The sequence below is a fragment of the Methylobacterium sp. GC_Met_3 genome (assembly GCF_026540775.1).
Taxonomy (GTDB): Bacteria; Pseudomonadota; Alphaproteobacteria; order Rhizobiales; family Beijerinckiaceae; genus Methylobacterium.
The window spans coordinates 213618-238191 of sequence record NZ_JALNUL010000003.1 but is presented as its reverse complement, the minus strand read 5'-3'; the positions used below and the strand labels follow the sequence as shown (position 1 = coordinate 238191).

The window sequence follows — 24574 nt, the reverse complement described above, 5'->3', positions numbered from 1 at the left end:
TGTCGCTGCTGGAGCCGGAGGCTGTGTCATAGAAAGCCGCGCGCCGCGAGGTTGCGCATCAGAGCGCGAGCCCCGAAGGTCCAAGGCTCGCAGGCGTCGCACCGGCGCATGCGGTTGACGAGGCTACCGAGTTCCGGGCTCGCCACAACGACCCGGTCGCCCTCGACATGGGTGAAGCCGAGGCCGGGCCCGTGCCGATCTTGGATCGGCGCGAACATCGTGCCGAGCAACAGTAAGGCACCGTCCGGGTAGTTGTGCGTGTGCCCCATCAGGGCTGCGACCAACTCGTCCGGGTCGCGGCTGATTTCGGCCAGCGGCGAGGTGCCCTCCATGCGAAACCCCTCCGCGCCGGTTACCTCCAATGTCACGGTGGTGCGCCGGATCGTGTCGAGATCGAAGGTCTCGTCGAACAGGCGCAGGAACGGCCCGATGGCGCAGGAGGCGTTGTTGTCCTTGGCCTTGCCGAGGAGCAGCGCCGAACGGCCCTCGAAATCGCGCAGATTGACGTCGTTGGCGAGCGTCGCGCCGACGATCCGCTGATCCGACGCGACCGCGAGCGCCACCTCGGGCTCCGGGTTGTTCCAGTGCGAGTCCGGGTGGAGACCCGCATCCGCGCCGCAGCCCACTGCCGAGAGCGGCTGCGCCTTGGTGAAGATCTCGGCATCCGGGCCGATGCCGACTTCGAGATACTGGCTCCAGGCGCCCTGCGCGACCAGCACGGCCTTGAGCGCCATCGCCTCGGCCGAACCGGGCTTGAGCCGCCGCAGGTCCTGGCCCACGAGGCGCTCGACCTCGGCACGGATCGCCGCCGCGGCCGCGAGGTCGCCCCGGGCGCGCTCCTCGATGACCCGCTCCAGCATGGAGGTCGCGAAGGTGACGCCCGCGGCCTTCAGGGCCTGGAGATCGACCGGAGCAAGAAGCCACGGCCGGTTCGGATCGCGGGACTCCGGCGGCGTGTTCGCGAGGATCGTATCGAGGCTGCCGAGATCCTCACCCTGGGCGTCCCGAAGGGCGGCGGCGGGATCGGCCTGCTCGCACAGGTCGCTCACCGTCGGCAGGCGAGGCGTGACATCGATCACCCGCGCCTCGCCAGACGCACCGGCGCGGATCGCCACGACGCTCGGACCCTGCGCGTCCGGTCGCCAGACCCGACCCACGAGCGAACCGCGGCATCCGTCGACGGGTAGGATCGCATGCGCATTCAGACCCGATAGCGGCATGGTGCTCCCCTTTCCCCAGATGGCTGGTCCCGCAGCCTGCTTCCGGGCTGGGGCGGCGCAGCCTTAGCATCCTGAACGCGGGCTGTGGCTTGCGCGCCGTTTCACCCCGACCGCCCCGTAACCCACCCGTTCGAGGACGAATGACAGAACCGGGATATTCTGCAGGATGATGAAGGTGACGCCTTGCTTTCCCGCTCACGCTCCCGTGTACTGTATTCACAGAGCTGCCGACAGAGCGGCCTAGAACGGGAGGAAGCATGGCCTCGGTGGGAATCCGCGAGGTACGCAAGGCTTTCGGATCGACGAACATCCTTCACGGTGTCTCGGTCGACATCCGGGATGGTGAATTTGTCATCCTGGTCGGCCCGTCGGGCTGCGGAAAATCAACGCTTCTGCGGATGATCGCCGGGCTGGAGAACATCTCCGGCGGCGAGATCCGCATCGGCGAGCGGGTGGTAAACGATGTACCGCCCAAGGAGCGGGACATCGCGATGGTGTTCCAGAACTACGCGCTCTATCCGCATCTCACGGTGCGCGAGAACATGGCGTTCTCGATGCGGATCCGGAAGGCAGCCACGTCCGAGATCGACCTGCGGGTCAATCGGGCCGCGCAGATCCTCGGCCTCACACACCTCCTCGATCGCTATCCGCGACAGCTCTCCGGCGGCCAGCGCCAGCGCGTCGCCATGGGACGGGCGATCGTGCGTGATCCGCAGGTGTTCCTGTTCGACGAGCCGCTCTCGAACCTCGACGCGAAGCTGCGCGTCGCCATGCGCACCGAGATCAAGGAACTGCATCAGCGCCTTAAGACGACGACGATCTACGTCACCCACGACCAGATCGAGGCCATGACGATGGCCGACCGGATCGTGGTGATGCACGATGGCGTCGTGGAGCAGATCGGACCGCCGCTCGACCTCTACGACCGGCCCGACAACTTGTTCGTCGCCGGTTTCATAGGGTCGCCGGCGATGAATTTCCTGTCCGGCAAGATCCGGGCGAACGGCAGTCTGACCTTCGTCACCGATACCGGCCTGACCATTCCGCTGACCGATGTACCGGCCGGGGTCGAGGGGAAGCCCCTCGTCCTCGGGATCCGGCCCGAGCATTTCGATCTCACCCCGGACGGGATCGCCGCAGAGGTGGTGGTCGTGGAGCCCACCGGCTCGGAGACCATGCTGGCCGTGCGTGCGGTCGGCCAGGATCTCACCTGCGTCCTGCGCGAACGCGTGACCGAACGGCCGGGTGAGACCGTCTTCCTGCGCCCGAACCGCGTGCACCTGTTCGACGCCGAGACCGGACGTCGTCTGCCGACCTGAACGGCTGTCGAGCTCTCAGACGGCGGGACGGCAAACCGGTCCGCCTAAGCAACACACCCAGGGAGAAGCCACCTATGCAAGGTCTCGATCGCCGCTCCCTCCTTGCCGGCGCTGCCGCAGCCGGCCTCGCCGCCGGCGGCGACCTCCTCGGCTTCGCCAAGGCCTGGGCGCAGAGTTCCGAGTGGAAGCCCGAGCCGGGGGCCAGCCTGTCGCTCCTGCGCTGGAAGCGCTTCATCCCGAGCGAGGACGAGGCCTTCCTCAAGATGGTCGATGCCTTCACGCAGGCGACCGGCGTCAAGATCACAGTCAGCAACGAATCCTACGACGACATTCAGCCCAAGGCTTCCGTGGCGGCCAATACGGGACAGGGGCCCGACATGGTCTGGGGTCTGTTCTCGTTCCCGGCGCTCTTCCCGGACAAGTGCCTGCCCCTGGAGGATGTCGCCGACTCCCTCGCTAAGAAGTATGGCCCGTGGTTTCCGTCCGCGGAGGCCTACGGCAAGGTCAAGGGCAAGTGGATCGCGATCCCCGTGGCGTTCAACGGTGGATACCCGAACTACCGCATCTCGGCGATGAAGAAGGCGGGGTTCGACAAATTTCCCACCGACACCGCCGGCTTCCTCGAACTCTGCCGCGGTCTGAAGAAGAACAATACGCCTGCCGGCTTCGCGCTCGGCCACGCCACCGGCGACGGCAACACGTGGTGCCACTGGGCGCTCTGGTCCCATGGCGGAAACCTGGTCGACGCCAACGAGAAGATCGTCATCAATTCGCCGGAGACCGCCAAGGCGCTCGAATACGTCAAATCGCTTTACGAGACCTTTGTGCCCGGCACCGTCTCGTGGAACGACAGTTCAAACAACAAGGCGTTCCTGGCCGGCGACCTGTATCTCACCAACAACGGCATCTCGATCTACGCCGCGGCCAAGAAGGACAACCCGAAGCTCGCCGAGGACATGGACCACGCGGTCTGGCCGATCGGCCCGGTCGGCAAGCCGACCGAGTTCCAGCTCGCATTCCCGATCCTGGCGTTCAAGTATTCGAAGGCGCCCAATGCCTGTAAGGCGTTCATCGCCTTCATGATGGAGGCATCAAACTACAATCCGTGGCTGGAGCAAGCACAGAGCTACCTGTGCCAGCCACTGTCGAACTATCCCAAGAATCCGATCTGGACGGCCGATCCGAAGAACGCGGTCTTCGCCGAGGCCGGGCGGCGCTCCCTGGCGGCGGGCGGGCTCGCGCCGGTGAGCGAGCGCATCGCAGCGGTACTCGCGGACTTCGTGGTGGTGGACATGTTCGCCAGCCACTGCACCGGCCGCGAGGACGTGAAGGGCGCGATCAAGAACGCCGAGCGCGCCGCCCAGCGCATCTTCCGCAACACCTGACCCTCGGCGCGAGAGGCGACAGCATGGCGCATACGGCCCTGACGCAGCCCGCCCCGGTCGCGGTTCCGATCCGCTCAAGCTGGCAGCGTTTGCGCGCGAGCCGCGGCTGGGCGGGCTTCTGGTTCATGCTGCCCACCGCGCTGATCCTCAGCCTGTTCCTGGCCTATCCGCTGCTGAAGGGCATCTGGCTGTCCTTCACCAATACGCGGATCGGCCGGGACGGGGTGTTCATCGGCCTGGAGAACTACGCGTGGCTCTGGGACGACGACGTGTTCTGGCTCTCGGTGTTCAACACCTGCCTGTACACGGCGGTCGCCTCGGCAGTGAAGTTCGCGGTGGGGCTCTACCTCGCCCTGCTGCTCAACAAGAACATGCCGTTCAAGGCGATCGTCCGGTCGATCGTGCTGATTCCGTTCGTTGTCCCGACCGTGCTCTCGGCCATCGCGTTCTGGTGGATCTTCGACAGCCAATTCTCGATCATCTCGTGGTCGCTGCGCCATCTCGGGGTGATCGATGGCAACATCGACTTCCTGGGCGAGCCCGCCATGGCGCGCGCCTGCGTGATCTTCGCCAACATCTGGCGCGGGGTGCCGTTCATCGCGATCACGCTGCTCGCCGGGCTCCAGACGGTCTCGCCCTCGCTCTACGAGGCCGCGACGCTCGACGGCGCCTCGAACTGGCAGATCTTCTGGCGGATCACTCTACCGCTGCTGACGCCGATCATCGCCGTGGTGATGACCTTCTCGGTGTTGTTCACCTTTACGGACTTCCAGCTGATCTGGGCCATGACCCGCGGCGGACCAGTCAACGCCACGCACCTGATGGCGACCCTGTCGTATCAGCGCGGCATCCTGTCGGGGACGCTGGGGGAGGGGGCCGCCATCGCCACCGCCATGGTGCCGTTCCTGCTCGCCGCCATCGGAATCTCGTGGTTCGGCTTACAGCGCCGCGCCTGGCAGGCCGGGGAGTCCGACCGTTGAGCGCACCCGCACCGCCCGCCCATGCCGATCCGCATCTCAATCCGGTACTGGCCGCACAGCCGGCCGGCCTCACCGACAATTCGGAGGGCATGGCCTATCTGGAGCGTCTGCCACGAAGGCTGGTGACCACGTACCTGCCGCTCGCGCTCATCCTCGTGGTGCTGTTGTTCCCGTTCTACTGGATGGCGCTGACTGCCATCAAACCGGACGAGCAGCTGATCGACATGGAGCACTACAACCCATTCTGGGTGGTGCAGCCAACGTTCAAGCATATCCACAAGCTGCTGTTCGAGACACAATATCCGCGCTGGCTCTGGAACACGATGTACGTGTCGGTAGCCGCCACCGCGCTGTCGCTGTTCGCGAGCGTGCTCGCCGCCTATGCCTGCGTGCGCGTGCGCTATCGAGGCGCCGGCTGGGTCGGGGCAGCGATCTTCCTCGCCTACCTCGTGCCGCCCTCGATCCTATTCATCCCGCTTGCCACGATCATTCAGGCCTACGGGTTGTTCGACTCACCGATCGCCCTGATTCTCGCCTATCCGACGATTCTGATCCCGTTCTCGACGTGGCTCCTGATGGGCTATTTCAAGACCATTCCCTACGAGTTGGAGGAATGCGCCCTGATGGACGGTGCGAGCCGCTGGCAGATCCTCACCAAGATCATCCTGCCGCTTGCCTTCCCGGGCCTGATCTCGGCCGGGATATTCTCCCTGACGCTCTGCTGGAACGAGTTCATCTACGCGCTGACCTTCCTGTCCTCGACGCAGAACAAGACTGTGCCGATTGCGGTGGTGAGCGAGTTCGTCGACGGCGACGTCTATAAGTGGGGCTCGCTGATGGCCGGCGCGTTGCTCGGCTCGCTGCCGCTGGTGATTTTGTACTCGTTCTTTGTGGAATATTACGTCTCGGCGCTTACCGGGGCCGTGAAGGAGTGAGGCCAAATCGGACTCGATTTTACCGGTCGTCCGAAACACAAACCTCACACTGAGGTGCCGCAGCGTCGCGAAGGCCTCGAAGGAACCCCTCTGGCGCGCCGCACGATCCCTGGAGCTCTCCTTCAAGGCCCGCCGATGCGGTCACGGCAGGATAAGGCTTCAGGTTGCAGAGGCGGGCGCTGCCCGAGCGCTCCGTTCGCAACGCCCGTGGCGGTTGCCCCAACGGCCGGATTGCGCAGACAATACGCGCTGCCGCCGACAGAGAATCGCGGACCGAACCACCGAAGGTCACGCCATGGCCCATTTCATTGACGCCCGCGCCACCGTGGTCAACGACGCCCTCGACGGTCTCTCGCCGCGAGCGGCGGACGCCTCGCCCGGCTCGACGGCGATCCCGGCATCCGCGTCGTGCTGCGCGCCGAGCTGGATTCCAGCAAGGTTGCGGTGGTGTCCGGCGGCGGTTCCGGTCACGAGCCGGCCCATGCTGGCTTCGTCGGGCCGGGGATGCTGAGCGCCGCCGTGTGCGGTGATGTCTTCGCCTCGCCGAGCGTCGATGCGGTGCTGGCCGGGATCCTTGCCGTGACGGGGTCCACCGGATGTCTGCTCGTCGTCAAGAACTATGCGGGCGACCGGCTGAACTTCGGACTCGCTGCTGAGCGAGCGCGGGCCCTGGGCCATCGCGTCGAGACCGTGATCGTGTCGGACGACATCGCCCTTCCGGACGCCAAGCAGCCCCGCGGCGTCGCCGGAACCCTGTTCGTCCACAAGATCGCGGGGCACGCCGCCGAGGCGGGCGCTCCGCTGGAGGATGTGGCGGCTCTCGCCCGCCGGGCAGCGGCGGCGGCCAAATCGCTCGGCATCGCGGTCTCGACCTGCACGATCCCCGGCTCGTCGCGCAGCGAGCGTCTAGAGGAGGGGCAGGCCGAGCTCGGTCTCGGCATCCATGGCGAGCCCGGTGTGGAACGCATCGCGTTGCCCCCGGCCGGCGCGCTTGCCCGCATGATGGCCGGTCGCCTGTCTGGTACTGTGGCAGGCGACCGGCTGGCGCTGCTCGTGAACAATCTCGGCTCGGCCTCCGCGCTGGAGATGCAGATCTTAACCCGGGCGGTACTCGCTACCGATCTCGGCAAGCGCGTCCGCCTGCTGATCGGGCCCGCGCCGCTGATGACGGCGCTCGACATGCACGGGGCTTCGCTCTCGGTCCTGCCGCTGGATTATGCGCTCGAAGCCGCCCTGGTCGCGCCGGTGCCGCTGCCGGCTTGGCCCGGCGCGGTGCGGATCGCCCCACCGATCCTCCGCCCGATACCGGAGGGGCTGGCCGGCGAAACCTTCGCACCGTCGCTGGATCCGGTCACGAACGCGCGGATTTCCGCGGTCGCGCAGGCCCTGATCGCCGCCGAGGCGAAGCTCAACGCCTTGGACGCGAAGGTCGGCGACGGCGATGCCGGCACGACCTTCGCGGGCGCGGCGCGCGCCGCGCTGGCCGATCTCGAAGGACTGCCGCAGGCCGATCCCGCCGCCCTGTGCCGGGCCCTGGCCGAGCGGATCGGCCGGGCGGTCGGCGGTTCGAGCGGCGTGCTCGGCTCGATCTTCTTCGCCGCGGCCGCTGCTGAATTCGCCGACGGTGCCGCTTGGCCGGGTGCTTTGGCGCAAGGTGTGGCCCGGGTGCAGGCCTATGGCGGCGCCAAGCCGGGCGACCGCACGCTCCTCGATGCGCTGATCCCCGCGGTCGAAGCTTTGAGAGGTGGAGACCTCAGCGCGGCGGCCGAAGCGGCTCGCGCGGGTGCCGAGGCCACGGCCCGGATGGATCGAGCCGGGGCCGGTCGCTCCAGCTACCTCGCCGCGGGGGATCTCGCCGGGGTGCAGGATCCCGGAGCCGCCGGCGTCGCGGAGGCGTTCGCGGTGCTGGCCAGCGTGTAGCGCGCCGCGATTGACCGACGGTCAGACGCGGCCTAGGCCATCGCCATGCGGACCTGCCTGATCCTCGACGATTACCAGCAGGTGGCCCTGGCGCTGGCTGACTGGACGCGCCTCTCCGACCGGGTCGCCATCTCCGCGATCGCGGAGCCTATCCCGGATCGCGAGGCTTTGGTCGCGCGGATCGATCAAGTCGAGATCCTGGTGATCATGCGGGAGCGCACGCCGTTCCCGGCTGCTTTGCTGGAACGGCTGCCGCGGCTCGAACTGCTGGTCACGAGCGGTCTGCGCAACCTCGCCATCGATGTCGCAGCAGCCAAGGCGCGGGGCATCACGGTCTGCGGAACGGATTCGAGCCCGACGCCGCCCACTGAACTGACCTGGGCGCTGATCCTGGGCCTTGCCCGACACATCCCGCAGGAGAACCAAGCGCTGCGCACCGGTGGCCCCTGGCAGAGCACCCTGGGGACCGATCTCGCGGGGGCGACGCTCGGCCTCCTCGGGCTTGGCAAGATCGGCACGCGGGTCGCCGCGATCGGGCGCGCCTTCGGCATGCGGGTGATCGCCTGGAGCCCGAACCTCGACGAAGGCCGGGCAGCCGCGGCCGGTGTCGAGCGCGCGGCCTCGAAGGAAGCCCTGCTGGAGGCGAGCGATGTCGTCTCGATCCACCTTGTGCTGGGCGAGCGGACGCGCGGCCTCCTCGGTGAGGTCGAACTGCGCCGGATGCGAAAGAGCGCGTATCTGGTGAACACGTCGCGGGCCCCGATCGTCGATCAGGCAGCTTTGCGCCGGGCACTGGAGGAGGGCTGGATCGCCGGCGCCGGCCTCGATGTGTTCGAGATCGAGCCGCTGCCCGCCGACGACCCATTCCGCCGGCTGCCGAACGTCCTGGCGCTGCCGCATCTCGGCTATGTCACGCGGGACAATTACCGGACGTACTTCACCCAGGCGGTGGACGACATCGAGGCGTGGCTCGCCGGCTCCCCGATCCGGACTCTGACCTGAACCCCTACCCGGCCTGCGGATCCAGGGCGTCGGCGAGGCCGTCGCCGAACAGGTTGAGCGCCACCAGGGTAGCGATCAAGAATAGGGCCGGGGCGGCCAGCATGTGGGGCGCCGCCTCGATCGAACGCGCGCCATCGGCGACCAAGACTCCCCAACTCGTCTGCGGCTCCTGCACGCCGAGGCCGAGGAACGACAGGAAGCTTTCCAGCAGGATCACCTGAGGGACCAGCAGGGTCGCGGTCACCGCGACCGGACCGAGGGTGTTGGGCACGATGTGGCGCGTGATGATGCCCGGCGCCCCGACACCGAGCGCTTGAGCGGCGCGAACGAAGTCGCGCTCGCGCAGCGACAGCGTCTGGGCGCGGACCACGCGGGCCATGTCGAGCCATTCCACGGCTGCGATCGCCACCAGCATCAGCGTGAGGCTCGGGCGGAAGAACACCAGCAGCAGGATGACGAAGAACACGAAGGGCAGGGCGTACAGCACGTCCACGAACCGCATCATCGCGGCGTCGATCACCCCACCCAGGAAACCCGCCGTTGCGCCGTAGGCGACTCCGACCAGCAGGGCCACGAGGCTGGCCGCGAGGCCGATCGCCAGGGACACCCGTCCGGCCGTGAGGCAGCGGGTGAGCAGATCGCGGCCCTGCACGTCGGTGCCGAGCAGGAAATGCAGGCTCCGGATCGGCACCGTCACCACGAGGCTGCGGCCGCCGTCGCGCTCCTCCGTGATCGCGGGGGTGCCGAATAGCCCGGAGCGCGGGAGGTAGACGAGACTGCGCCGGTCTACACCCGCATCGGAGCCGAGGGTGAGACGCAGGGTGTCGCCGTCGCGCACCACCGCCTCGAGCCGGACCCGCATCCGGAAGGCAAGGCGTTCCAGCGCCGGGCCGAGATGGGCCGCATCCGGCTGCGCCGCCAGACCGGCCGGCAATTGGCGCAGGTCCGGATAGGCGCGGTCGGCATCGTGGCCGGTCAGGCCGGGGCCGACGAGGCATGCCAGCGCGATCAGGATCAGCACGGCAAGAGCTGCCAACGCACTGCGCATCCGAACAAGGCGGGTAAAGATCCCGCGCGCCGGGCGCGGCGCTGCCATCACGTTGCGACCCGCAGGCGCGGATCGAGCCAAGCGCAGGCGAGGTCGGCCAAGAGATTGAGGGCGATCACCAGCCCGGCAACCAACAGCACCGTGCCCATGACGAGGGTGTAGTCGCGGTTGAGCGCGCCTTCGACGAAGTAGCGGCCAATTCCGGGCAGGCCGAAGATCGTCTCGACGACCATTGATCCGGTGAGCAAAGATGCAGCCAGCGGCCCGAGATAGGCGACCACGGGCAGAAGCGCCCCCCGCAGCGCGTGCCGCGTGACGCGCATCGGCGGCAGGCCGAGGCTGCGCATGGTCCGCACCGGCTGCGTCCGCAATACCTCCCCGAGCGAAGCCCGGGTCAGCCGCGCCAGGGCGCCGACCTGCGGCAGGGCCAGGGTGACCACCGGCAGGACGAGATGGCTCGGCGCGCCGTCGCCCCAGCCGCTCAGCGGCAGCCAGCGTAAGCTGAGCCCGAAGGCGATCTGGAGGAGCGGCGCGACCACGAAGCTCGGCAGCGACACGGTCAGCGCCGCGCCGATGCCGAGGAGGCGGTCGATCGCGCCGCCGCGCTGGAGCGCCGCCGCGACTCCGAGCCCGACGCCGAGCCCCGCCGCGAGCAGGAGTGCCAGTCCCCCAAGCGTCGCCGAGACCGGCAGGCCCCGGGCGATCAGGTCGAGCACGCGCATGTCCCGGAACGAGAAGGACGGCCCGAGATCGCCGTGCGCAAGTGACGCGAGATAGCTGCCGAACTGCACGATCAGCGGCCGGTCGAGTCCGTAGACCCGCCTCAGATTCTCCATCGCGGCCGGTGCCAGGGGCCGTTCGAGGTCGAACGGGCCGCCGGGCGCGAGCCGCATCAGGAAGAAGCTGACGGTGATGACCGCGAACAGAGTCGGTATCGATTGGGCGAGGCGGCGGACGATGAAGCGGATCACGCCTCGAGCCTCAGAAAGCGCGTCGGCGCCGCGTTGCGGACATTCGGGTGATAGCCGTGCAACCGCGGCGCGATCAGCGCTTTCGAGCGGTAATGCATCAGCGGGATCCAGGGCAGTTCGCGCAGCGCGATCGCCTCCGCGTCGTAAAGCAGGCCGGCCCGGCGGGCGAGGTCGCGTTCGGCGGCGGCCCGCGCCAGGAGCGCGTCGTAGGCCGGATCCGACCAGCGGCCGGCATTGAAGCCGTCGTTCCCGGTCTGGAGCAGGAACAGGAAGTTCTGCGGATCGGCATAGTCGGCGATCCAGCTCATGCGCGCCACGTCGAAGTCGCCGCCGTCGCGCAGGTAGGCGAAATGGGTCTTGGCGTCGGTGTACACGAAGCGGGTCACGATCCCGAGGTCGCGCCACATCTCGCCGATCGCCACTGCGACGGTGCGGTTGTTGTCGCTGACGTTGAACCGGTACTCCACCGTGAGGGGCCGGTCCGGTCCGAAGCCGGCCTCGCCCAGCAGCCGTCGGGCCTGTTCCTCATGGTCGATCGGGAGCCCTGAGCGGCCCGCAGTCTCGGGCGGGGTCCGGTAATTGTCGAGGCCGGGCGGGCAGAGGGAATAGGCCGGGCTCATGGTTCCGCCATTCAGCCCATCGGCCAGATACTCCCGGTCGATCACGAGGGACAGCGCTTGACGGACCCGCCGGTCCGAGAACGGCGCCTTGCGAGTGTTCACCGCCAGGGCCGCGAGCCCGAGCGAAGGTCCGAGCACCACCTGAGTGCCAAACCGCCGGCGCAGGTCGCCGATCTGATCGGCGGGCAGATCGGCGAGGGAGTCGAGTTCTCCGGCGGCGTAGCGGCGCACGGCAGCCGCCAGGTCGGAGGTGGGCACGAAGTCGACCCGCCGGATCGCGATGGAGGCCGCGTCAGGATGATGCGGATTGACTTCCAGCCGGACCGCACCGCCCGGCACGTTCTCCGTGAGCCGATAGGCCCCGTTGGTGACGAGGTTGCCCGGCCGGGTAAAAGCCTCGCCGTAGCGCTCCACCGAGGCCCGATGCACCGGCACGGCGGTCTGATGGGTGAGCAGTTCGAGAATATAGGGTGTCGGCTGTTCGAGGGTGATCGTAAGCTCAAGGGGGCCTTCCATGGTGACGCCGAGGGCGTCCACCGGCTTTTCGCCGCGATTGACCGAAGCGGCGTTTCGGATGGGGAACAGGATCTCGGCGTATTTCGCCCCCGTGGCCGGGTCGAGGATCCGGTGCAGCGAGAACACGAAATCCGCTGCGGTGACCGGTTCGCCGTTCGACCAGCGTCCGTCAGGATTGAGGTCGAACCTGAGGGTCAGGCCGTCCTCTGAGACGCTCCAAGCCCGCGCGGCCCCCGGGATGATCGCGCCCAGATTGTCGTAGGTGAGGAGCCCATCGCAAAGGTCGCGCAGGATATGCGCTTCCGCCACCGTGGAGGAACGGTGTGGATCCAGGGTTTCGGGATCGGCATCGTTGCCGCGGCGGTACATCGGTTCCGCTGCCGCTGCCGGGCGCATGCTTGCGAGCGCGGCGGCGCCCGCAAGCCAGTCGCGCCGGCGCGGATGCATGATCAGGCGCCGGTCTCCGACACGAGGCCGGCCGCCTCGATGCCTGCGACCGCACAGATCTCGTCATTGTCTGAGGTATCGCCCGAGATGCCGACCGCGCCCAATAGACGGCCCTCGCCGGAACGGATGAGGACGCCGCCGGGCACCGGCACCAGGGCGGCGGGGCCGGCCAGATGGGTCACGGCCGCCACGAAGTAGGGCTGCGCCTCCGCGCGGGCATGGATCGCGCGGGAGCCGAGGCCCAATGCCAGCGCGCCGTTGGCCTTGCCGCAGGCGATCTCAGCCCGGCGCAGAGATGTACCATCCTCGACCGAGACGCATTTCAGCGCCCCGCGGGCGTCAAAGACGACGACGGCCAGCGGCTTCAGGCTGCGTTTCCTCGCCTCCCGAAGCGCCGTATCGACGATGGTGCGGGCGGCTTCGAGGGTCAGATCGATCATCGGTGTCCAGAACTTGCGTCTTTTTGAGCGGTGATCAAGACCTTATGGGTGGTGTTGCGGCGGGTCCACCGCCGGGTAGCACCGTATACGACCGCGTGTGCCAACAGGTCCGGTAAACGTGACGCGCACCGTCGTGTGCCGTCTGGCCGGATCACGCTGGGCGATCTGCCGGACCGCCCGTGATGCTCGCGAGGAACGCCTCGTAGGCGGCCGTGACGGCGCCAGGCCGCTCGAAATGCGGAAACGCCCCGGTCGGCAAAGTGTCGATCCGCCAGTTCGGACGACCAGCGACGCGCGTCTCGTACCGATAATCGACGAAGTCGCCGCGCTCGCCGTGGACCATCCAGACCGGCAGGCGCAGCCGCTCGTAGAGGCGCGTCGTGTCGGTGGGGAAGAGGTGGCCCGACACGAAGCAGAACGGTGCGTGCTCCGCCCCGGGCTGGTGCGCCGAGGCGTAGTCGTAATCGAGAAGGGACTCGTCGATCTCCTTCGAGCCGAAAGTCTTTTGCAGGAAGAAGCGCATGCTCGGCCGCGTCACCAGCGCATCGAACAACGGCCGGCCGAAAGGCGGCCGATCGAGGAGATTGAGCACCCAGTCGCGCCCGCGGTGACCATCCGGCGGTCCATCGCCGGAGAGCCGCCCGTCGAAGCCCGTGGGGCTGATGAGAGCGAGGCTGCGATAGGAGTCGGACCGTTCCAGGCTCGCCCGCGCCAGGAAGGAGGCGGACAGGGACAAGGCCATGGCGTCAACCGGGATGCCCCCGTGGCGATGTCGGACCTCCGCCACGATGGCGTGGATCGCCTCCACCATGAGCCGCGGTGTGTAGCGGCGGCGCGACCGTTCGGAGAAACCGAAGCCGGGGAGGTCGAGGGCGTAGACCGGCCGCGTCGTCCGGAAATGCAGGTAGAGCGGCCGGACTTCGTACGCGTTCGCGGCGGCGTTGATCGAGTGGATCAGCAGGAGCGGCACGCCCTCGGCGTCCGTCGACGCGTAGAACGAGAGATCCCCGGCGCGCCGGGTCGCGATCGTTTCGCGATGGCCCGGCAGCGCCGGCGGAAGGGGCATCCGATGATCGACGCCGAGCCGGCTCCACGCGAACAGGCCAGTAGCCGACCCGGCAAGCGTCAGGGCAGCCACAGCCGCGGAGCGGCCGGTGCGTCGCCGGGGCTGAAGGCTCATCGGGCACCTCATATCGGGCACGCCGGGTCGGGCGTCGGGCGACAACGCCGCTGGACGCAGGAAGTGCCGGGCCGACGCTTCGCGATCGCCCGTGCCGTGATGCCCTACGAGGCGTGTCCGGCGAAGCTACCGGATCCACCGGCGCTGACCGAGGGTACCCGCGCCGCCGGCCGGGTCGGGGCATCGCCGCGGCCTGCCGCCTCGCGCAGGAAGTCGACGGTCGGCGCATCGTTGCGCCAGCCTTGCACACGCTGGGACACCAAGAGATCGCGCTCGCGCCGATCATAATTGGCGTAGGCGGCTGCCACGAACGCGGCGCGGCTCATCGTGCGGGCCGGCCCGGAACGCCGGGTCTCTGCTTTGAAGAACATGGCGCTGCCGGGAATACCGTAATGCTGCGCGATCTCTGGGTAGACCGGCCAGCTCCCCTGACCGCCCAGATCGTCGGGCAGGAAGGCATCGAGATCGCATTCCTCGAACAAGATGCCGGCCTTGGTCAGCAAGCCCCGGGCTAGATCGGACACGACGAACAGTTTCGTGTGGTTGATCGAGTGCATGAAGCACCCGCGCCGCGCCCAGCGGGTCAGATGGGTGTCGAGGTCATAATCCGCTTGCCGGCCCAGACTCCGCAGGTAAGCCACCGATTCATCCCACAGATCGAAGTAGCCGAGGCGCTCGAACACCGGCTCGGCGAACAGACGCAGGGCCTGCGCCTGCGAGAAGCCGGCGAGGTAGGCGTAGAGCGTGATCGCCGAATGCGAATGCCCCATCGGGCCGGAGATTAGGCCGTTCAGCGTGACGGAATCCTGCACGCCGACATGGACTAGGTCCGGGTGGTAGGCGCCGAACACGATCGTCGGGATCAGCCGCACCTTCGGATGGGTCCGCAGCGTGTCGATCGTGCCACCGCCCATGAAGCGCGGCAGATAGATGCTGGAGAAGACGTGGTCGTACCCGTCCGCATGCGCCATCAGGTCGGCGAGCCGCGGAAAACGCCGTGCCGCCGTGAAGGCCGACACGAAATCGACCTGCGCATCGGGAAGCAGATAGCGCATCGTCTTCGCGATTGCGCCGGCTTGGCACACGCCGATGACGAGGACTCGCGGCGATCCGGTCCGTTTCTTCCCGAATTGCGCGAGGCGGTGCCGCGCGCGCCAGAGGCTATCGACGGTCAACATGCCGCTTCTCTCGCATGTCCGTACGCCGCGGGCAAACCGCAGCCCTCGGTTGAGATGCCTTGGCGAAGCCTCGGCGTTCTAATCCTTCGGCGGACGCCGCGAAATGGCAGACCCGCGGCGCTGTTGAGGTCCACTGCTGGCCTGCATGGCGTGGCTCGCTCAAGCCGGACCATGACGCAAGGAGAACAGGCATGGCCCCGACGCAACCTTCGGATGCGATCCCGGAAATCGAGCGCGCAACGCTGCGCTGCGTGACCTGTTGCATCCTGCCGTTCCTGATGCTCGCCTATTTCGTGGAGCTCGTGGACCGGGTGAATGCCGGCTTCGCGGCCTTGCAGATGAACCACGATCTCGGGCTCTCGGCCGAACAGTTCGGGCTGGGCGCTAGCCTGTTCTACGTGTCGTACGTGTTGTGCGAGGTTCCGAGCAACCTCGCCATGGAACGGTTCGGCGCCTGGATCATGATCACATGGGGATTGGTTTCGGCCCTCATGGCTCTCGCGGTGCGGCCGGCATCGCGCACATCGATGCCATAGGGAATATCGGTGATTTCATCGGGACCGAGTTGCTCGGTTTCATCGAGGACGGGACCGGCAGCTATCCGCTGGGGCTGCTCCATTTGGTCGACCTTTCGGAGATGGAGTACCTCCTCGTGCTCGGTCTCGGCTGCGGGCGGAAGCAGTCGGTCCAGGTCACTCGGGCATGATCGGACGTGCTGCATCCGTCAAGGGAACACAGGCGGAAATGGAATATCGAACGACCGCACTTAATAGCGCATCGAAAAAGGACCCGGTGAGGAACGTACTCATTGGAGCCGTTAGGCTCGCCGTTAAGTCGTGAGAAAGAGAAAATTCTGACCACTGCTGCTGAAAATCTTGTTCAGGCAGTGTCTTTAGGACGCATCACATCGTTGACATGCATGTGATGAGGCGTAACAATTCGAACTTGGAGCATGAAGCTCTAGGATGTGGTGCCCGCGGACATGATGGCCGCTGGGTTGCAGATGGTCGAGGCATCAATGCTCGTCTGCCCAATAGTCCTGCAACGATAGCGGCATCGCTCCGGTTAAGCCATCGGCTGGCCGCTTGCCGTGAAGCCAAACAAGTATCGACGCCTGTAAAAGGAGGCGAGCCCGTGTTCGGCGCGCGGATGCGAAAAAGAAATCTGTCGTTTTGCAAGACCGAGGGTGGAAATACCTCGTACACACATAACTTTCCAGCTCTGTGACTCAGCGACAAGCAACAAATTAGTTTCATGCGGGGAGGTTGCAGGTTTCCAATCAGCTCTGCGGGTGGGAGAATAAAACATGGATTACGTTCCGTCGATGGCCGCGGTCGCAGCAGCCATGCAGAAAGCTCAGCAGGACGATGCGGCCGCGCTGGCAAAATCGAAAGCCGTTGCGCAGGTTCAGCCCGCGGCGCTCGATCCGCGGCCGACCTACACGCTGGCGCCGGGTACCGCCGACGCGATGCTGTCGCTGGCAAACGTGAAGACGCAAGCGATCAGCACAGCTGAGTTCGAGAGCCGATACATGCACGCATCCCAGATCACGGAGGCGGCGGCGGCCGTCGTGACGGCTCCTGTCGTTGCGCCAGAACCCGTCAAGGCGGTCAGTGCGTCGAACCGGAACTGGATCGAGGATGTTCGCCTCGAACACATTCCAACCAGAAAGGTCGGGGCCGACATGATCGTGCAATACGATAATCCGCGGGTAATGGCGGCGTGGAATGCGGCTTTTCCGGATGTGCCAGACCGGAAGTTTCGCGGCCTCACAATGGCGGACACGAACGTCAAGCCCGACAAGACAAGAGCATCAAATGAAATAGGTCCGGCGATCGCAGAAAAGAATATCTATCTGCTTTGCGATACGGAAAATTACAAAGCCTTCACCGAGACTCACCCGGAGGCGCACATCAATTGGATTCCCGTGGAGAATGAGGAGATCGTGCTGTTCTGGCCGAACGATCGCGTCCGGGACGAGGGGAACGCATCGAGTGTCCCGGCTCACCGCTCGTCGGAGGCTGAAGAGGATTGATCGACGCGGCCTCAAAGTGCCGGAAGGATTTCTCGGACGTGTCGGGCGAACGCGCGGGCCAGCGGCGAGTCATGACGCTCCTCGATCCGGATCGTTATGCCGATCCGCGTGAGCGGCGGTAAACCGCTGGCGGCTGTCAGGATTCGCAAATCGGCTGGGACGGCGAAACGAGTCGGGACCGCGACAGCTTGGCCGGAGCGTACCACGGCTAGAAGTCCGGACAGGCTGCCGCTCGCGTAGGCGATGCTGTAGCAGCGTCCGGCGCGGTCGAGAGCGGCGACGGCGGCCCGGTGGTCGAGGGTATCGGGATCGCCCAGTGCCAACGTGATGGGATCGGTCCAGAGACCGGATTGGTCGCGCGGCACCGCCCAGACGAGGTCCTCTCGTCTCAGGATTGCTCGGTCGGCTGCGAGCGGGACCGACACGAGGGCGAGGTCGAGGCCGCCGCGATCGAACTGCGCCTGGAGCCGGGGCGTCGATCCGCAGATCACCTCGATCGCCGCCGCCGGGTGGTGTTGTGCGAAGCCGCGCAGCAGGGTCGACAGGAAGGCCTGCGCGTAATCGTCTGGGCAGCCGAAGCGCAGAGTCCCGCTCAAGCTCCCGCCGGAGAATTCGGCCAGGGCTCCGTCATGCGAGGACAGGATGCGACGGGCGTGGATCAGAAAGCGCTCGCCCTGCACGGTCGGCACGACGCCGCGGCCGGTCCGCGTCAGAAGCGAGTGACCGACGAGATCCTCCAGCCGCTTCATCTGGATGCTGAGCGCGACCTGGCTCCGGCCGATTTGGCTCGCCGCTCGGCTGAGCGCGCCCGTCTTGGCCACGCTGGCGAAGCTGCGAAGGAGGTCCATGTCGAGGCTGCGTACCATCAGCGCCGCTGAATGCTCCCGTCAAAACTATAAGCTGCCCGGCAATCCACGACTCCCCTAACATGGCCGGCAGCGAGAAGGAGCGGCCATGACGCGGAACGACGATCCGGATTTCTGGGCACGGGCGCGCCGGCACCTGATCCGCTACGGCGGAGCCTTCGCGCCGCTGATCATCGAGCGCGCGGAGGGCAGCTTCGTCTACGACGCCGACGGGCGGAAGATCCTCGATTTTACCTCCGGCCAGATGAGCGCGATCCTGGGTCATGGCCATCCCGAGATCGCCGCCGTGGTGGCGGACCACGTCGGCCGGCTCGACCATCTGTTCAGCGGGATGCTGACCCGGCCGGTGGTCGACCTCGCCACCGAATTGGCCCGGATCGCGCCCGGTGAACTCGAACGGGCCCTGTTGCTGACCACCGGGGCCGAGGCCAACGAGGCCGCCCTCCGCATGGCCAAGCTTGCCACGGGCGGCTGGGAGGTGGTGAGCTTTGCCCAGTCCTGGCACGGGATGACCGCGGGGGCGGCCTCGGCGACCTACAGCGCCGGTCGGAAAGGCTACGGGCCGGCCCCGACCGGCTCGTTCGCGATCCCGGCGCCGAACGCCTATCGCCCCGCCTTCGAGAAGGACGGCGCGCCCGACTGGCGGGCTGAGCTGGATTACGCGTTCGCGCTGATCGATCGGCAATCGACCGGTAATCTCGCAGCCTTTCTCGCAGAGCCGATCCTGAGTTCAGGCGGCATCATCGACCTGCCGCCGGGCTACCTCGCCGCGCTGAAGGGCAAATGCACCGAGCGCGGCATGCTGCTGATCCTTGACGAGGCCCAGACGGGGATCGGTCGCACGGGCCTGATGTTCGCCTGCGAACGCGACCGTGTGGTGCCCGATATCCTGACGCTTTCGAAGACCCTCGGCGCCGGTCTACCGCTCGCGGCCGTCCTGACCACGCCGGCGATCGAGGATCTCTGCCACGCGCGCGGGTTCCTGTTCTACACCACGCACGTTTCCGACCCGCTCCCGGCGGCGGTCGGCCTGAAGGTGCTGGAGATCGTCGCACGCGACGGACTGGTTGGGCGGGCCGAAGAGGCTGGCGCCCGGCTCGCCACGCGGTTGCGCGCCCTCCAGCAACGCTTCGCCTGCATCGGCCACGTGCGCGGTCGCGGATTGCTTCAGGGCGTCGAGATCGTGGCCGACCGGGCGACGAAGGTTCCGGCACCGGAACTCGGTGACGCCATCACCCGGCGCTGCCTGGAATTCGGTCTCAGCATGAATATCGTTCAATTGCCGGGCATGGGCGGCGTGTTCCGCATCGCACCGCCGCTTACCGCCACAGACGCGGAGATCGACCTGGGCGTCGACATTCTCGAGCGCGCGCTGGAATCCTGCACGTAGCCAGCGCTCACGCCGCCTCGATCTCGCTGCTGACCACCAGCCATTCCTCCTCGGCGGCGGCCAGTGCGCTGGCCGCGTCCGCGCGCATCTTGGCGATCTCGCCGGCCTTCGCGGCATTCTCCCGGAAGGCGGAACCATCCTCCAGGGCAGCATCGATCTTCTGAATGGCGCCGGTCAACTTCGCCATGCGCGCCTCGATGGCTTCGAGCCGCTTGCGCAGGGGCGCCAGTGCGGCGCGGCGCTCGACCCCCGCCCGGCGCGCTTCGGCCTTCTGGCCGCCGGCGGGTTCCGCCTCCCGCTCGTCGTCCCGGTCCGGACCGGCCAGAACGAGGCGGCGGTAATCGTCCATGTCGCCGTCGAAGGTCTTCACGGTGCCGTCCGCCACCAGCCACAGCCGATCTGCGCAGGCCTCCACGAGGAAGCGGTCGTGCGAGACCAGGATGACGGCCCCCTCGTAGTCGTTGATGGCCTCAACCAGCGCCTGCCGGCTCTCGATATCGAGGTGGTTGGTGGGCTCGTCGAGGATCAGCAGATGCGGTCCGTGGAAGGCCGCCAACCCCATCAGCAGCCGCGCCTTCTCGCCACCCGAAAGCTTCTCGACCGGCGTGTCGGCTTTGTTGGCGCCGAAGCCGAGCCGGGCGGTCGCGGAGCGAACCTTCGCCTCGGGTACGTCGGGCATCAGGGTGCGGACATGCGCATAGGCGCTCTCGGAGGGGCGCAGCTCGTCGAGCTGGTGCTGGGCGAAGTAGGCGACCTCCATCTTGGAGGAGCGCTTCACCTCGCCGGCGACCGGCCCGAGACGTCCACCGATCAGCTTGCAGAATGTCGATTTGCCATTGCCGTTGGCACCGAGCAGCGCAACCCGGTCGTCCGGGGCGAGGCTGAGATCGAGGCCCGTCAGCACGATCCGGTCGCCGTAGCCAGCCTTCACCCGCTCCATCGCAACGATCGGCGGCGACAGCGGCTTCTCGGGGCTCGGCAGGTGGATCACCGGCACGTCGTCGTCGAGCAGAGCCGCGATCGGCTCCATCTTGGCGAGGCGCTTCATCCGCGACTGCGCTTGGCGCGCCTTCGTGGCTTTGGCCTTGAACCGGTCGATGAAGCTCTGCAGATGCGCCCGCTCGACATCCTGCTTGGCCTTCGCCTTGGCCTGGAGCACGCGCTTCTCGGAGAGCTGCTTGGCGAAGCTCGTATAGCCGCCTCGGTAGATCGTCAGTTTACCCCGGTCGAGATGCAGGATGTGGTCGACGCTGGTGTCGAGCAGATCCCTGTCGTGGCTGATGATGATTGCGGTGCGCGGGTAGCGCTCGAGGTAGTCGTAGAGCCACAGCGTGCCCTCGATATCGAGGTAGTTGGTCGGCTCGTCGAGGAGGAGCAGGTCCGGCTCGGAGAACAGCACGGCGGCCAGCGCCACCCGCATCCGCCAGCCGCCCGAGAAATCCGAGCAGGGCCGGGTCTGCGCGGCGGCATCGAACCCGAGGCCATGCAGGATCGCGGCGGCGCGGGCCGGCGCCGAGTGGGCGCCGATATCGACGAGCCGCGTCTCGATCTCGGCGCGGCGGAGACCATCGGCCGTTTCGGCCTCCGCCATCAGCCGGGCGCGCTCAGTGTCGGCGGCGAGCACCACTGCGTGCAACGTCTCCGGGCCGGCTGGGGCCTCCTGGGCGACCGCACCGATCCGCATGCCCCTGGGCAACGAGACCGACTTCGCGTCCACCGGCAGCTCGCCCAAGATTGCCTTGAACAGCGTGGTCTTGCCAGCGCCATTGCGCCCCACGAGGCCGACGCGCGCGCCCTCCGGGATCGTGAAGCTCGCAGAATCGAGGATCAGGCGGTCGCCGAAGCGGTATGTGAGGTCGTTGACGCGCAGCATGGCGGCGTTCTGGCTGTCCGCAGGCGGAGAGGCAAGCTCCCGCCCCCAGCCGATCCGGGCGCCGCGCCGCAGACGGTCTGGAAAATGACCCGATCGCTGAAAGCTGCTTCGCGGGGCAGCCCTTTAACGGAATCGCATCATTCCCGAAGCAAGGTCTTTCATTGAGCCGGTTTTACAATTCAGAGCCTGTCGCAGGTATGGTGTCGGACATAGCAGCAGACCGCAGCGCCATCGCATGCTTTGGTTGGTCCTGCCCTGATCAGACCGATTCGGGCTTGGCCCGGGATTGAAAGGAATCAAGTCTTGCGTCGGACTCTGATCCTGACCGACGATTTGGGCCGCGGCGAACGACTGGCGCGCAATCTCGGCGCCGATGCGGGCGTTTCGCTGCATGACCTGTACGGCGATGACGCACCGCCTGCGGGATCGGGTCTGATCATCAGCGACGTCAGCGCGCTGACCTCCGAGTCCGTTCGTCGCCTGCGCCAAGCCCTCGTGGTCGCGCGCAGCCCCGATGCGCCGTTCCTGGCGCTTATACACGGCAATCTCGGTCGCGGCGAGATCCAGGCTACCGCTCTGGGTGCCACCCGGGTTCTGCCGGCCTCCGCGGCGCATGCCCTGCTGCTGAACACCGTCACCGGCCTGACGCTTGGCGGCGCGGCGCAAACGCCGAAGCGTAGCGATCTGAATGATCAGGCCGCGGCAGCCCGGGAGGTCTTCGCAAGCATCTTCCGCGCCGACGGACCGCCGAGCGCGGCGACAGTCGAATCCGGCGCCGCTCTGGTCAATCAGGCGATCCGCGAGACCAAGATCCGGGACTGGCTGGCGGTGGTCGCGAGCTTCGACGACAACACGCATCGGCATTGCCTGAGTGTGGCCGGACTCGCTGCGGAATTCGCGCGGACGCTGGGCCTCAACGAATCCGATTCGCGCCATCTGGTCAAAGGCGCGCTGCTCCACGACATCGGTAAGGCAAAGATCCCGCGCGCCATCCTGAACAAGCCGGCGCCGCTGACGCCGGAGGAGCGGCGGGAAATGGATCGCCACCCCGCCATCGGCCATGCGATGCTGGTGAACGGGCATTATGATCCCCTGACCCTGGCGGTCGTCCGCTCGCATCACGAGTACCTCGATGGTTCGGGTTACCCGGATGGCCTGCGCGGCGAGGAGATCCCGGACCTCGTGCGTCTGATCACGATCGCCGACATCTTCGCGGCGCTGATCGAGGCGCGGCCCTACAAGGCTCCGAAACCGGCCCGGGAGGCCTATGCGATCCTCAAGTCCATGGGGGCGAAGCTCGACGGCGACCTCGTGCGCGCCTTCGCGGCCGTCGCCAGCGCATGCGACGTGCCGCAGCGCGCCTCGGCCTGACCGCCGAAGGCACGACAGCGCGGCCTCAGGCCAGCTCCCAGGCTGCCTGGTCCCGCATCAGCGCCGCCACGAGGGCGTGATTCAGCTCATGCCCGGTGTGGAAGGCGGTGACCTTTCCCTCGACCCAATGGCCGGTCAGAGCGAGGTCGCCGACGAGGTCGAGCACGCGATGGCGCACGGGTTCGTCCGGGACGCGTAAGCCGCCGAGCACCCGATCGCGTATCAGGAGCGCGGCGGAGCTGGGTGAAACGCCCTGCAGGAAATCCCGGCCCGTGACGTAGCCGAAGGCCCGCCCAGCCATGGCGCGCACATATCGACCGAAACTCCGCGACGGTGCGATCTCCCGCTCGAACGTCTCAGGCGTGATCGCGCCGGACCAGTCGAGGGGCCCGATATGCGCCAGCTCGATATGTCCCGTGACGTGGAGGCCGGTACCGGGTTCGATCCGGATATGCCGCCTCCCATTCCTGACCGACACGGCGCGCAGCACCCGAATTGGACGGCAGCCCTGTGGCTGCTCTCTTCGCCCCGCCGCACGGATCGCTTCGCACCAGGGCGTGGCGCTGCCGTCGAAGATCGGCAACTCGTCGGCGTCGATTTCAACCAGCGCATTGTCGATCTGGAGGGCACTCAGCGACGCCAGGAGGTGCTCGATCGTCCGGACAAGAATCCCCTTGCGCCGGAGGGCCGAGGACAGGGGCTGCGATTCGCGGTACTGCCAGAGGGCCGGCACGTCGATGGCGCGGCCATCGTTCAGCCGGCGACGGAAGACGATGCCGTGACCTGCCGGAGCCGGACAAACCCGGACCGTGGCGTGTCGACCGGAATGGAGGCTCCGCCCGGATCGCTCGAATGGTAGCGCCAGTGTGGCTTGAAACCGGGTCGCCTGGTTGTGCGGAGCGGACGAAGTCGCGCCAGGATTGAGACGTGTGATCGACAAGGCACGAGCATCGGTACCGCCCGCTGCGGCGGCTTCGGCATGTAGCTCAGTTATCCTGATCCACGCTAATAAACTCCTGTTCACCCGAGGTTGGCTTGACCGGCCAGCCCGTGACGGTCACGATCACCTCCGCCCGAGGGCTGAACGCCGTTGCGGCGGTGCCCGGGCTGCCTTCGTCCCCAGATCTGCGGCCGGCACCCGTTCGGGCAGGAATGAAGGCCGGACTGGCGTTGAGGGAACCGGATTGATGGCGCGGCTGGGGACGATACCCTTCTTCAAGGATCCGGGAATCGAGCTCAGCGCGTATGAGTCCCGCTGCCACTGGCGCCGCTTCGACGAGAACGAAGTGCTGGTCGACTTCGACGACATCTCGACCGACGTCTATTTCATCGCCTCCGGCGAGGTCCGGATCCTCAATCGGACCCAATCCGGAAAAGAGGTGATCCTCGGCGAGATGCGGGGCGGCGCGTTCTTCGGCGAGTTGGCCGCCATCGACGGGATCGGCCGTTCCGCCAACGTGACGGCGCTGACCCGCGGCGAGGTCTGCGTGGTGCCGGCTTCGGTGTTCCGGCAGATGGTGTTCGCTTCGGAGGCCATCGCCGACCGTCTCTTCCGTCTCCTGGCCAAGCGCGTGCGCGAACTCAACACCCGGCTCATGGAACACGCGCTGCTCGACCTGAAGCATCGCCTCTACGCCGAACTGCTGCGCCTTTCGGTGCCCCGGTCGGGCACCTCGGGCGAGCGGGTCGTCTCGCCACCGCCCTACCATCATGTGCTCGCGGCGCGGATCGGCTGCCGGCGTGAGCAGGTCACCCGGGAATTCACCGCGATGGCCGCCGAGGGCTTGGTCGATAGGACCCGCGGCGCGCTCGTCCTGCGAAGGCCCGATCTACTGGAAGCGCGCGTGGCCGAGGCGCTGCGCGAGGATTCCTGATCTC

Annotated in this window: 20 protein-coding genes and 2 pseudogenes; 12 read left to right on the top strand and 10 right to left on the bottom strand. The window is 67.1% G+C overall.

Annotation, left to right across the window (positions count from 1 at the left end; all coding sequences use genetic code 11):
• Positions 1 to 26 precede the first annotated feature (26 nt).
• Positions 27 to 1220, bottom strand: a complete 1194-nt coding sequence (locus OXS27_RS06535) for a fumarylacetoacetate hydrolase family protein (RefSeq protein WP_243920033.1) — start codon at positions 1218 to 1220, stop codon at positions 27 to 29.
• Between the two features lie 257 nt (positions 1221 to 1477).
• Between OXS27_RS06535 and ugpC the strand changes: the two genes are divergently transcribed.
• The 6 genes and pseudogenes from ugpC (at position 1478) to OXS27_RS06505 (ending at position 8761) form a co-directional block, all read left to right on the top strand.
• Entirely contained in the window at positions 1478 to 2539 is a 1062-nt protein-coding gene (gene ugpC, locus OXS27_RS06530) for a sn-glycerol-3-phosphate ABC transporter ATP-binding protein UgpC (protein WP_243920032.1), read from the top strand.
• A 74-nt stretch (positions 2540 to 2613) separates the two neighbouring features.
• Entirely contained in the window at positions 2614 to 3924 is a 1311-nt protein-coding gene (locus OXS27_RS06525; RefSeq protein WP_267355108.1) for an ABC transporter substrate-binding protein, read from the top strand.
• A gap of 23 nt (positions 3925 to 3947) precedes the next feature.
• On the top strand, positions 3948 to 4904 hold the full coding sequence (locus tag OXS27_RS06520; RefSeq protein ID WP_267355106.1) for a sugar ABC transporter permease: 957 nt from the start codon (positions 3948 to 3950) through the stop codon (positions 4902 to 4904).
• Positions 4905 to 4993: 89 nt separating this feature from the next.
• A complete protein-coding gene (locus tag OXS27_RS06515) occupies positions 4994 to 5839 on the top strand; it encodes a carbohydrate ABC transporter permease (protein ID WP_243920162.1) in 846 nt (281 codons plus the stop codon).
• A gap of 295 nt (positions 5840 to 6134) precedes the next feature.
• Positions 6135 to 7759: pseudogene (locus OXS27_RS06510) on the top strand (dihydroxyacetone kinase subunit DhaK).
• Positions 7760 to 7804: 45 nt separating this feature from the next.
• A complete protein-coding gene (locus OXS27_RS06505) occupies positions 7805 to 8761 on the top strand; it encodes a D-2-hydroxyacid dehydrogenase family protein (protein WP_267355104.1) in 957 nt (318 codons plus the stop codon).
• A gap of 4 nt (positions 8762 to 8765) precedes the next feature.
• On the opposite strand, the gene OXS27_RS06500 is transcribed toward OXS27_RS06505, so the two are convergent.
• The 6 genes from OXS27_RS06500 to OXS27_RS06475 form a co-directional block, all read right to left on the bottom strand.
• Positions 8766 to 9857: an ABC transporter permease gene (locus tag OXS27_RS06500; protein ID WP_243920027.1), complete on the bottom strand. Its 1092-nt coding sequence runs from the start codon at positions 9855 to 9857 to the stop codon at positions 8766 to 8768.
• On the bottom strand, positions 9857 to 10780 hold the full coding sequence (locus OXS27_RS06495; protein ID WP_267355102.1) for an ABC transporter permease subunit: 924 nt from the start codon (positions 10778 to 10780) through the stop codon (positions 9857 to 9859). The genes OXS27_RS06500 and OXS27_RS06495 overlap by 1 nt, the downstream gene beginning before the upstream one ends.
• Positions 10777 to 12363 carry a peptide ABC transporter substrate-binding protein gene (locus OXS27_RS06490; protein ID WP_267355100.1) on the bottom strand — a complete coding sequence of 529 codons (1587 nt, stop codon included), beginning with the start codon at positions 12361 to 12363 and terminating at the stop codon, positions 10777 to 10779. Before OXS27_RS06490 ends, OXS27_RS06495 begins: the two co-directional genes overlap by 4 nt.
• A gap of 2 nt (positions 12364 to 12365) precedes the next feature.
• The gene (locus OXS27_RS06485) at positions 12366 to 12803 is read right to left on the bottom strand and encodes a heme-binding protein (RefSeq protein WP_267355098.1); all 438 of its coding nucleotides are present in this window, start codon (positions 12801 to 12803) and stop codon (positions 12366 to 12368) included.
• 151 nt (positions 12804 to 12954) lie between these two features.
• Positions 12955 to 13983, bottom strand: a complete 1029-nt coding sequence (locus tag OXS27_RS06480) for an alpha/beta hydrolase (protein ID WP_267355096.1) — start codon at positions 13981 to 13983, stop codon at positions 12955 to 12957.
• A gap of 104 nt (positions 13984 to 14087) precedes the next feature.
• Positions 14088 to 15161 (bottom strand): WcbI family polysaccharide biosynthesis putative acetyltransferase, encoded by a 1074-nt coding sequence (locus tag OXS27_RS06475; RefSeq protein ID WP_267355094.1) that lies wholly within the window; start codon positions 15159 to 15161, stop codon positions 14088 to 14090.
• Between the two features lie 191 nt (positions 15162 to 15352).
• Here OXS27_RS06475 and OXS27_RS06470 point away from each other — a divergent pair.
• The 3 genes and pseudogenes from OXS27_RS06470 to OXS27_RS06460 all read left to right on the top strand — a co-directional run.
• A pseudogene (locus OXS27_RS06470) lies at positions 15353 to 15658 on the top strand (MFS transporter); the annotation flags it as partial.
• The gene (locus OXS27_RS06465; protein WP_267355340.1) at positions 15631 to 15867 is read left to right on the top strand and encodes a hypothetical protein; all 237 of its coding nucleotides are present in this window, start codon (positions 15631 to 15633) and stop codon (positions 15865 to 15867) included. The pseudogene OXS27_RS06470 and the gene OXS27_RS06465, both read left to right, overlap by 28 nt.
• A gap of 600 nt (positions 15868 to 16467) precedes the next feature.
• On the top strand, positions 16468 to 17196 hold the full coding sequence (locus OXS27_RS06460) for a hypothetical protein (protein WP_267355092.1): 729 nt from the start codon (positions 16468 to 16470) through the stop codon (positions 17194 to 17196).
• A gap of 11 nt (positions 17197 to 17207) precedes the next feature.
• Here the strand turns inward: OXS27_RS06460 and OXS27_RS06455 are convergent, their stop codons facing one another.
• Entirely contained in the window at positions 17208 to 18044 is an 837-nt protein-coding gene (locus OXS27_RS06455) for a LysR family transcriptional regulator (RefSeq protein ID WP_267355090.1), read from the bottom strand.
• 106 nt (positions 18045 to 18150) lie between these two features.
• On the opposite strand from OXS27_RS06455, the gene OXS27_RS06450 reads away from it, so the two are divergent.
• Positions 18151 to 19452 (top strand): aspartate aminotransferase family protein, encoded by a 1302-nt coding sequence (locus OXS27_RS06450; protein WP_267355088.1) that lies wholly within the window; start codon positions 18151 to 18153, stop codon positions 19450 to 19452.
• 7 nt (positions 19453 to 19459) lie between these two features.
• Here OXS27_RS06450 and abc-f read toward each other — a convergent pair whose 3' ends face one another.
• On the bottom strand, positions 19460 to 21325 hold the full coding sequence (abc-f, locus tag OXS27_RS06445) for a ribosomal protection-like ABC-F family protein (RefSeq protein WP_267355086.1): 1866 nt from the start codon (positions 21323 to 21325) through the stop codon (positions 19460 to 19462).
• A gap of 303 nt (positions 21326 to 21628) precedes the next feature.
• On the opposite strand from abc-f, the gene OXS27_RS06440 reads away from it, so the two are divergent.
• The gene (locus OXS27_RS06440; RefSeq protein WP_267355084.1) at positions 21629 to 22696 is read left to right on the top strand and encodes an HD-GYP domain-containing protein; all 1068 of its coding nucleotides are present in this window, start codon (positions 21629 to 21631) and stop codon (positions 22694 to 22696) included.
• Positions 22697 to 22721: 25 nt separating this feature from the next.
• Here the strand turns inward: OXS27_RS06440 and OXS27_RS06435 are convergent, their stop codons facing one another.
• A complete protein-coding gene (locus OXS27_RS06435; protein ID WP_267355082.1) occupies positions 22722 to 23636 on the bottom strand; it encodes a UDP-3-O-acyl-N-acetylglucosamine deacetylase in 915 nt (304 codons plus the stop codon).
• Between the two features lie 247 nt (positions 23637 to 23883).
• Between OXS27_RS06435 and OXS27_RS06430 the strand changes: the two genes are divergently transcribed.
• The gene (locus OXS27_RS06430) at positions 23884 to 24570 is read left to right on the top strand and encodes a Crp/Fnr family transcriptional regulator (protein WP_243920013.1); all 687 of its coding nucleotides are present in this window, start codon (positions 23884 to 23886) and stop codon (positions 24568 to 24570) included.
• The last annotated feature ends 4 nt before the right edge of the window (positions 24571 to 24574 follow it).

Bases quoted from the DNA above. Each gene is read 5' to 3' on its own strand.
- OXS27_RS06515 (WP_243920162.1), top strand. From the start codon at position 4,994: ATGGCCTATCTGGAGCGTCTGCCACGAAGGCTGGTGACCACGTACCTG.
- OXS27_RS06455 (WP_267355090.1), bottom strand. From the start codon at position 18,044: ATGGACCTCCTTCGCAGCTTCGCCAGCGTGGCCAAGACGGGCGCGCTC.
- OXS27_RS06480 (WP_267355096.1), bottom strand. From the start codon at position 13,983: ATGAGCCTTCAGCCCCGGCGACGCACCGGCCGCTCCGCGGCTGTGGCT.
- OXS27_RS06525 (WP_267355108.1), top strand. From the start codon at position 2,614: ATGCAAGGTCTCGATCGCCGCTCCCTCCTTGCCGGCGCTGCCGCAGCC.
- OXS27_RS06450 (WP_267355088.1), top strand. From the start codon at position 18,151: ATGACGCGGAACGACGATCCGGATTTCTGGGCACGGGCGCGCCGGCAC.
- OXS27_RS06475 (WP_267355094.1), bottom strand. From the start codon at position 15,161: ATGTTGACCGTCGATAGCCTCTGGCGCGCGCGGCACCGCCTCGCGCAA.
- OXS27_RS06520 (WP_267355106.1), top strand. From the start codon at position 3,948: ATGGCGCATACGGCCCTGACGCAGCCCGCCCCGGTCGCGGTTCCGATC.
- OXS27_RS06535 (WP_243920033.1), bottom strand. From the start codon at position 1,220: ATGCCGCTATCGGGTCTGAATGCGCATGCGATCCTACCCGTCGACGGA.
- OXS27_RS06500 (WP_243920027.1), bottom strand. From the start codon at position 9,857: ATGGCAGCGCCGCGCCCGGCGCGCGGGATCTTTACCCGCCTTGTTCGG.
- OXS27_RS06460 (WP_267355092.1), top strand. From the start codon at position 16,468: ATGGATTACGTTCCGTCGATGGCCGCGGTCGCAGCAGCCATGCAGAAA.
- abc-f (WP_267355086.1), bottom strand. From the start codon at position 21,325: ATGCTGCGCGTCAACGACCTCACATACCGCTTCGGCGACCGCCTGATC.
- OXS27_RS06505 (WP_267355104.1), top strand. From the start codon at position 7,805: ATGCGGACCTGCCTGATCCTCGACGATTACCAGCAGGTGGCCCTGGCG.
- ugpC (WP_243920032.1), top strand. From the start codon at position 1,478: ATGGCCTCGGTGGGAATCCGCGAGGTACGCAAGGCTTTCGGATCGACG.
- OXS27_RS06430 (WP_243920013.1), top strand. From the start codon at position 23,884: ATGGCGCGGCTGGGGACGATACCCTTCTTCAAGGATCCGGGAATCGAG.
- OXS27_RS06485 (WP_267355098.1), bottom strand. From the start codon at position 12,803: ATGATCGATCTGACCCTCGAAGCCGCCCGCACCATCGTCGATACGGCG.
- OXS27_RS06490 (WP_267355100.1), bottom strand. From the start codon at position 12,363: ATGCATCCGCGCCGGCGCGACTGGCTTGCGGGCGCCGCCGCGCTCGCA.
- OXS27_RS06465 (WP_267355340.1), top strand. From the start codon at position 15,631: ATGGGGATTGGTTTCGGCCCTCATGGCTCTCGCGGTGCGGCCGGCATC.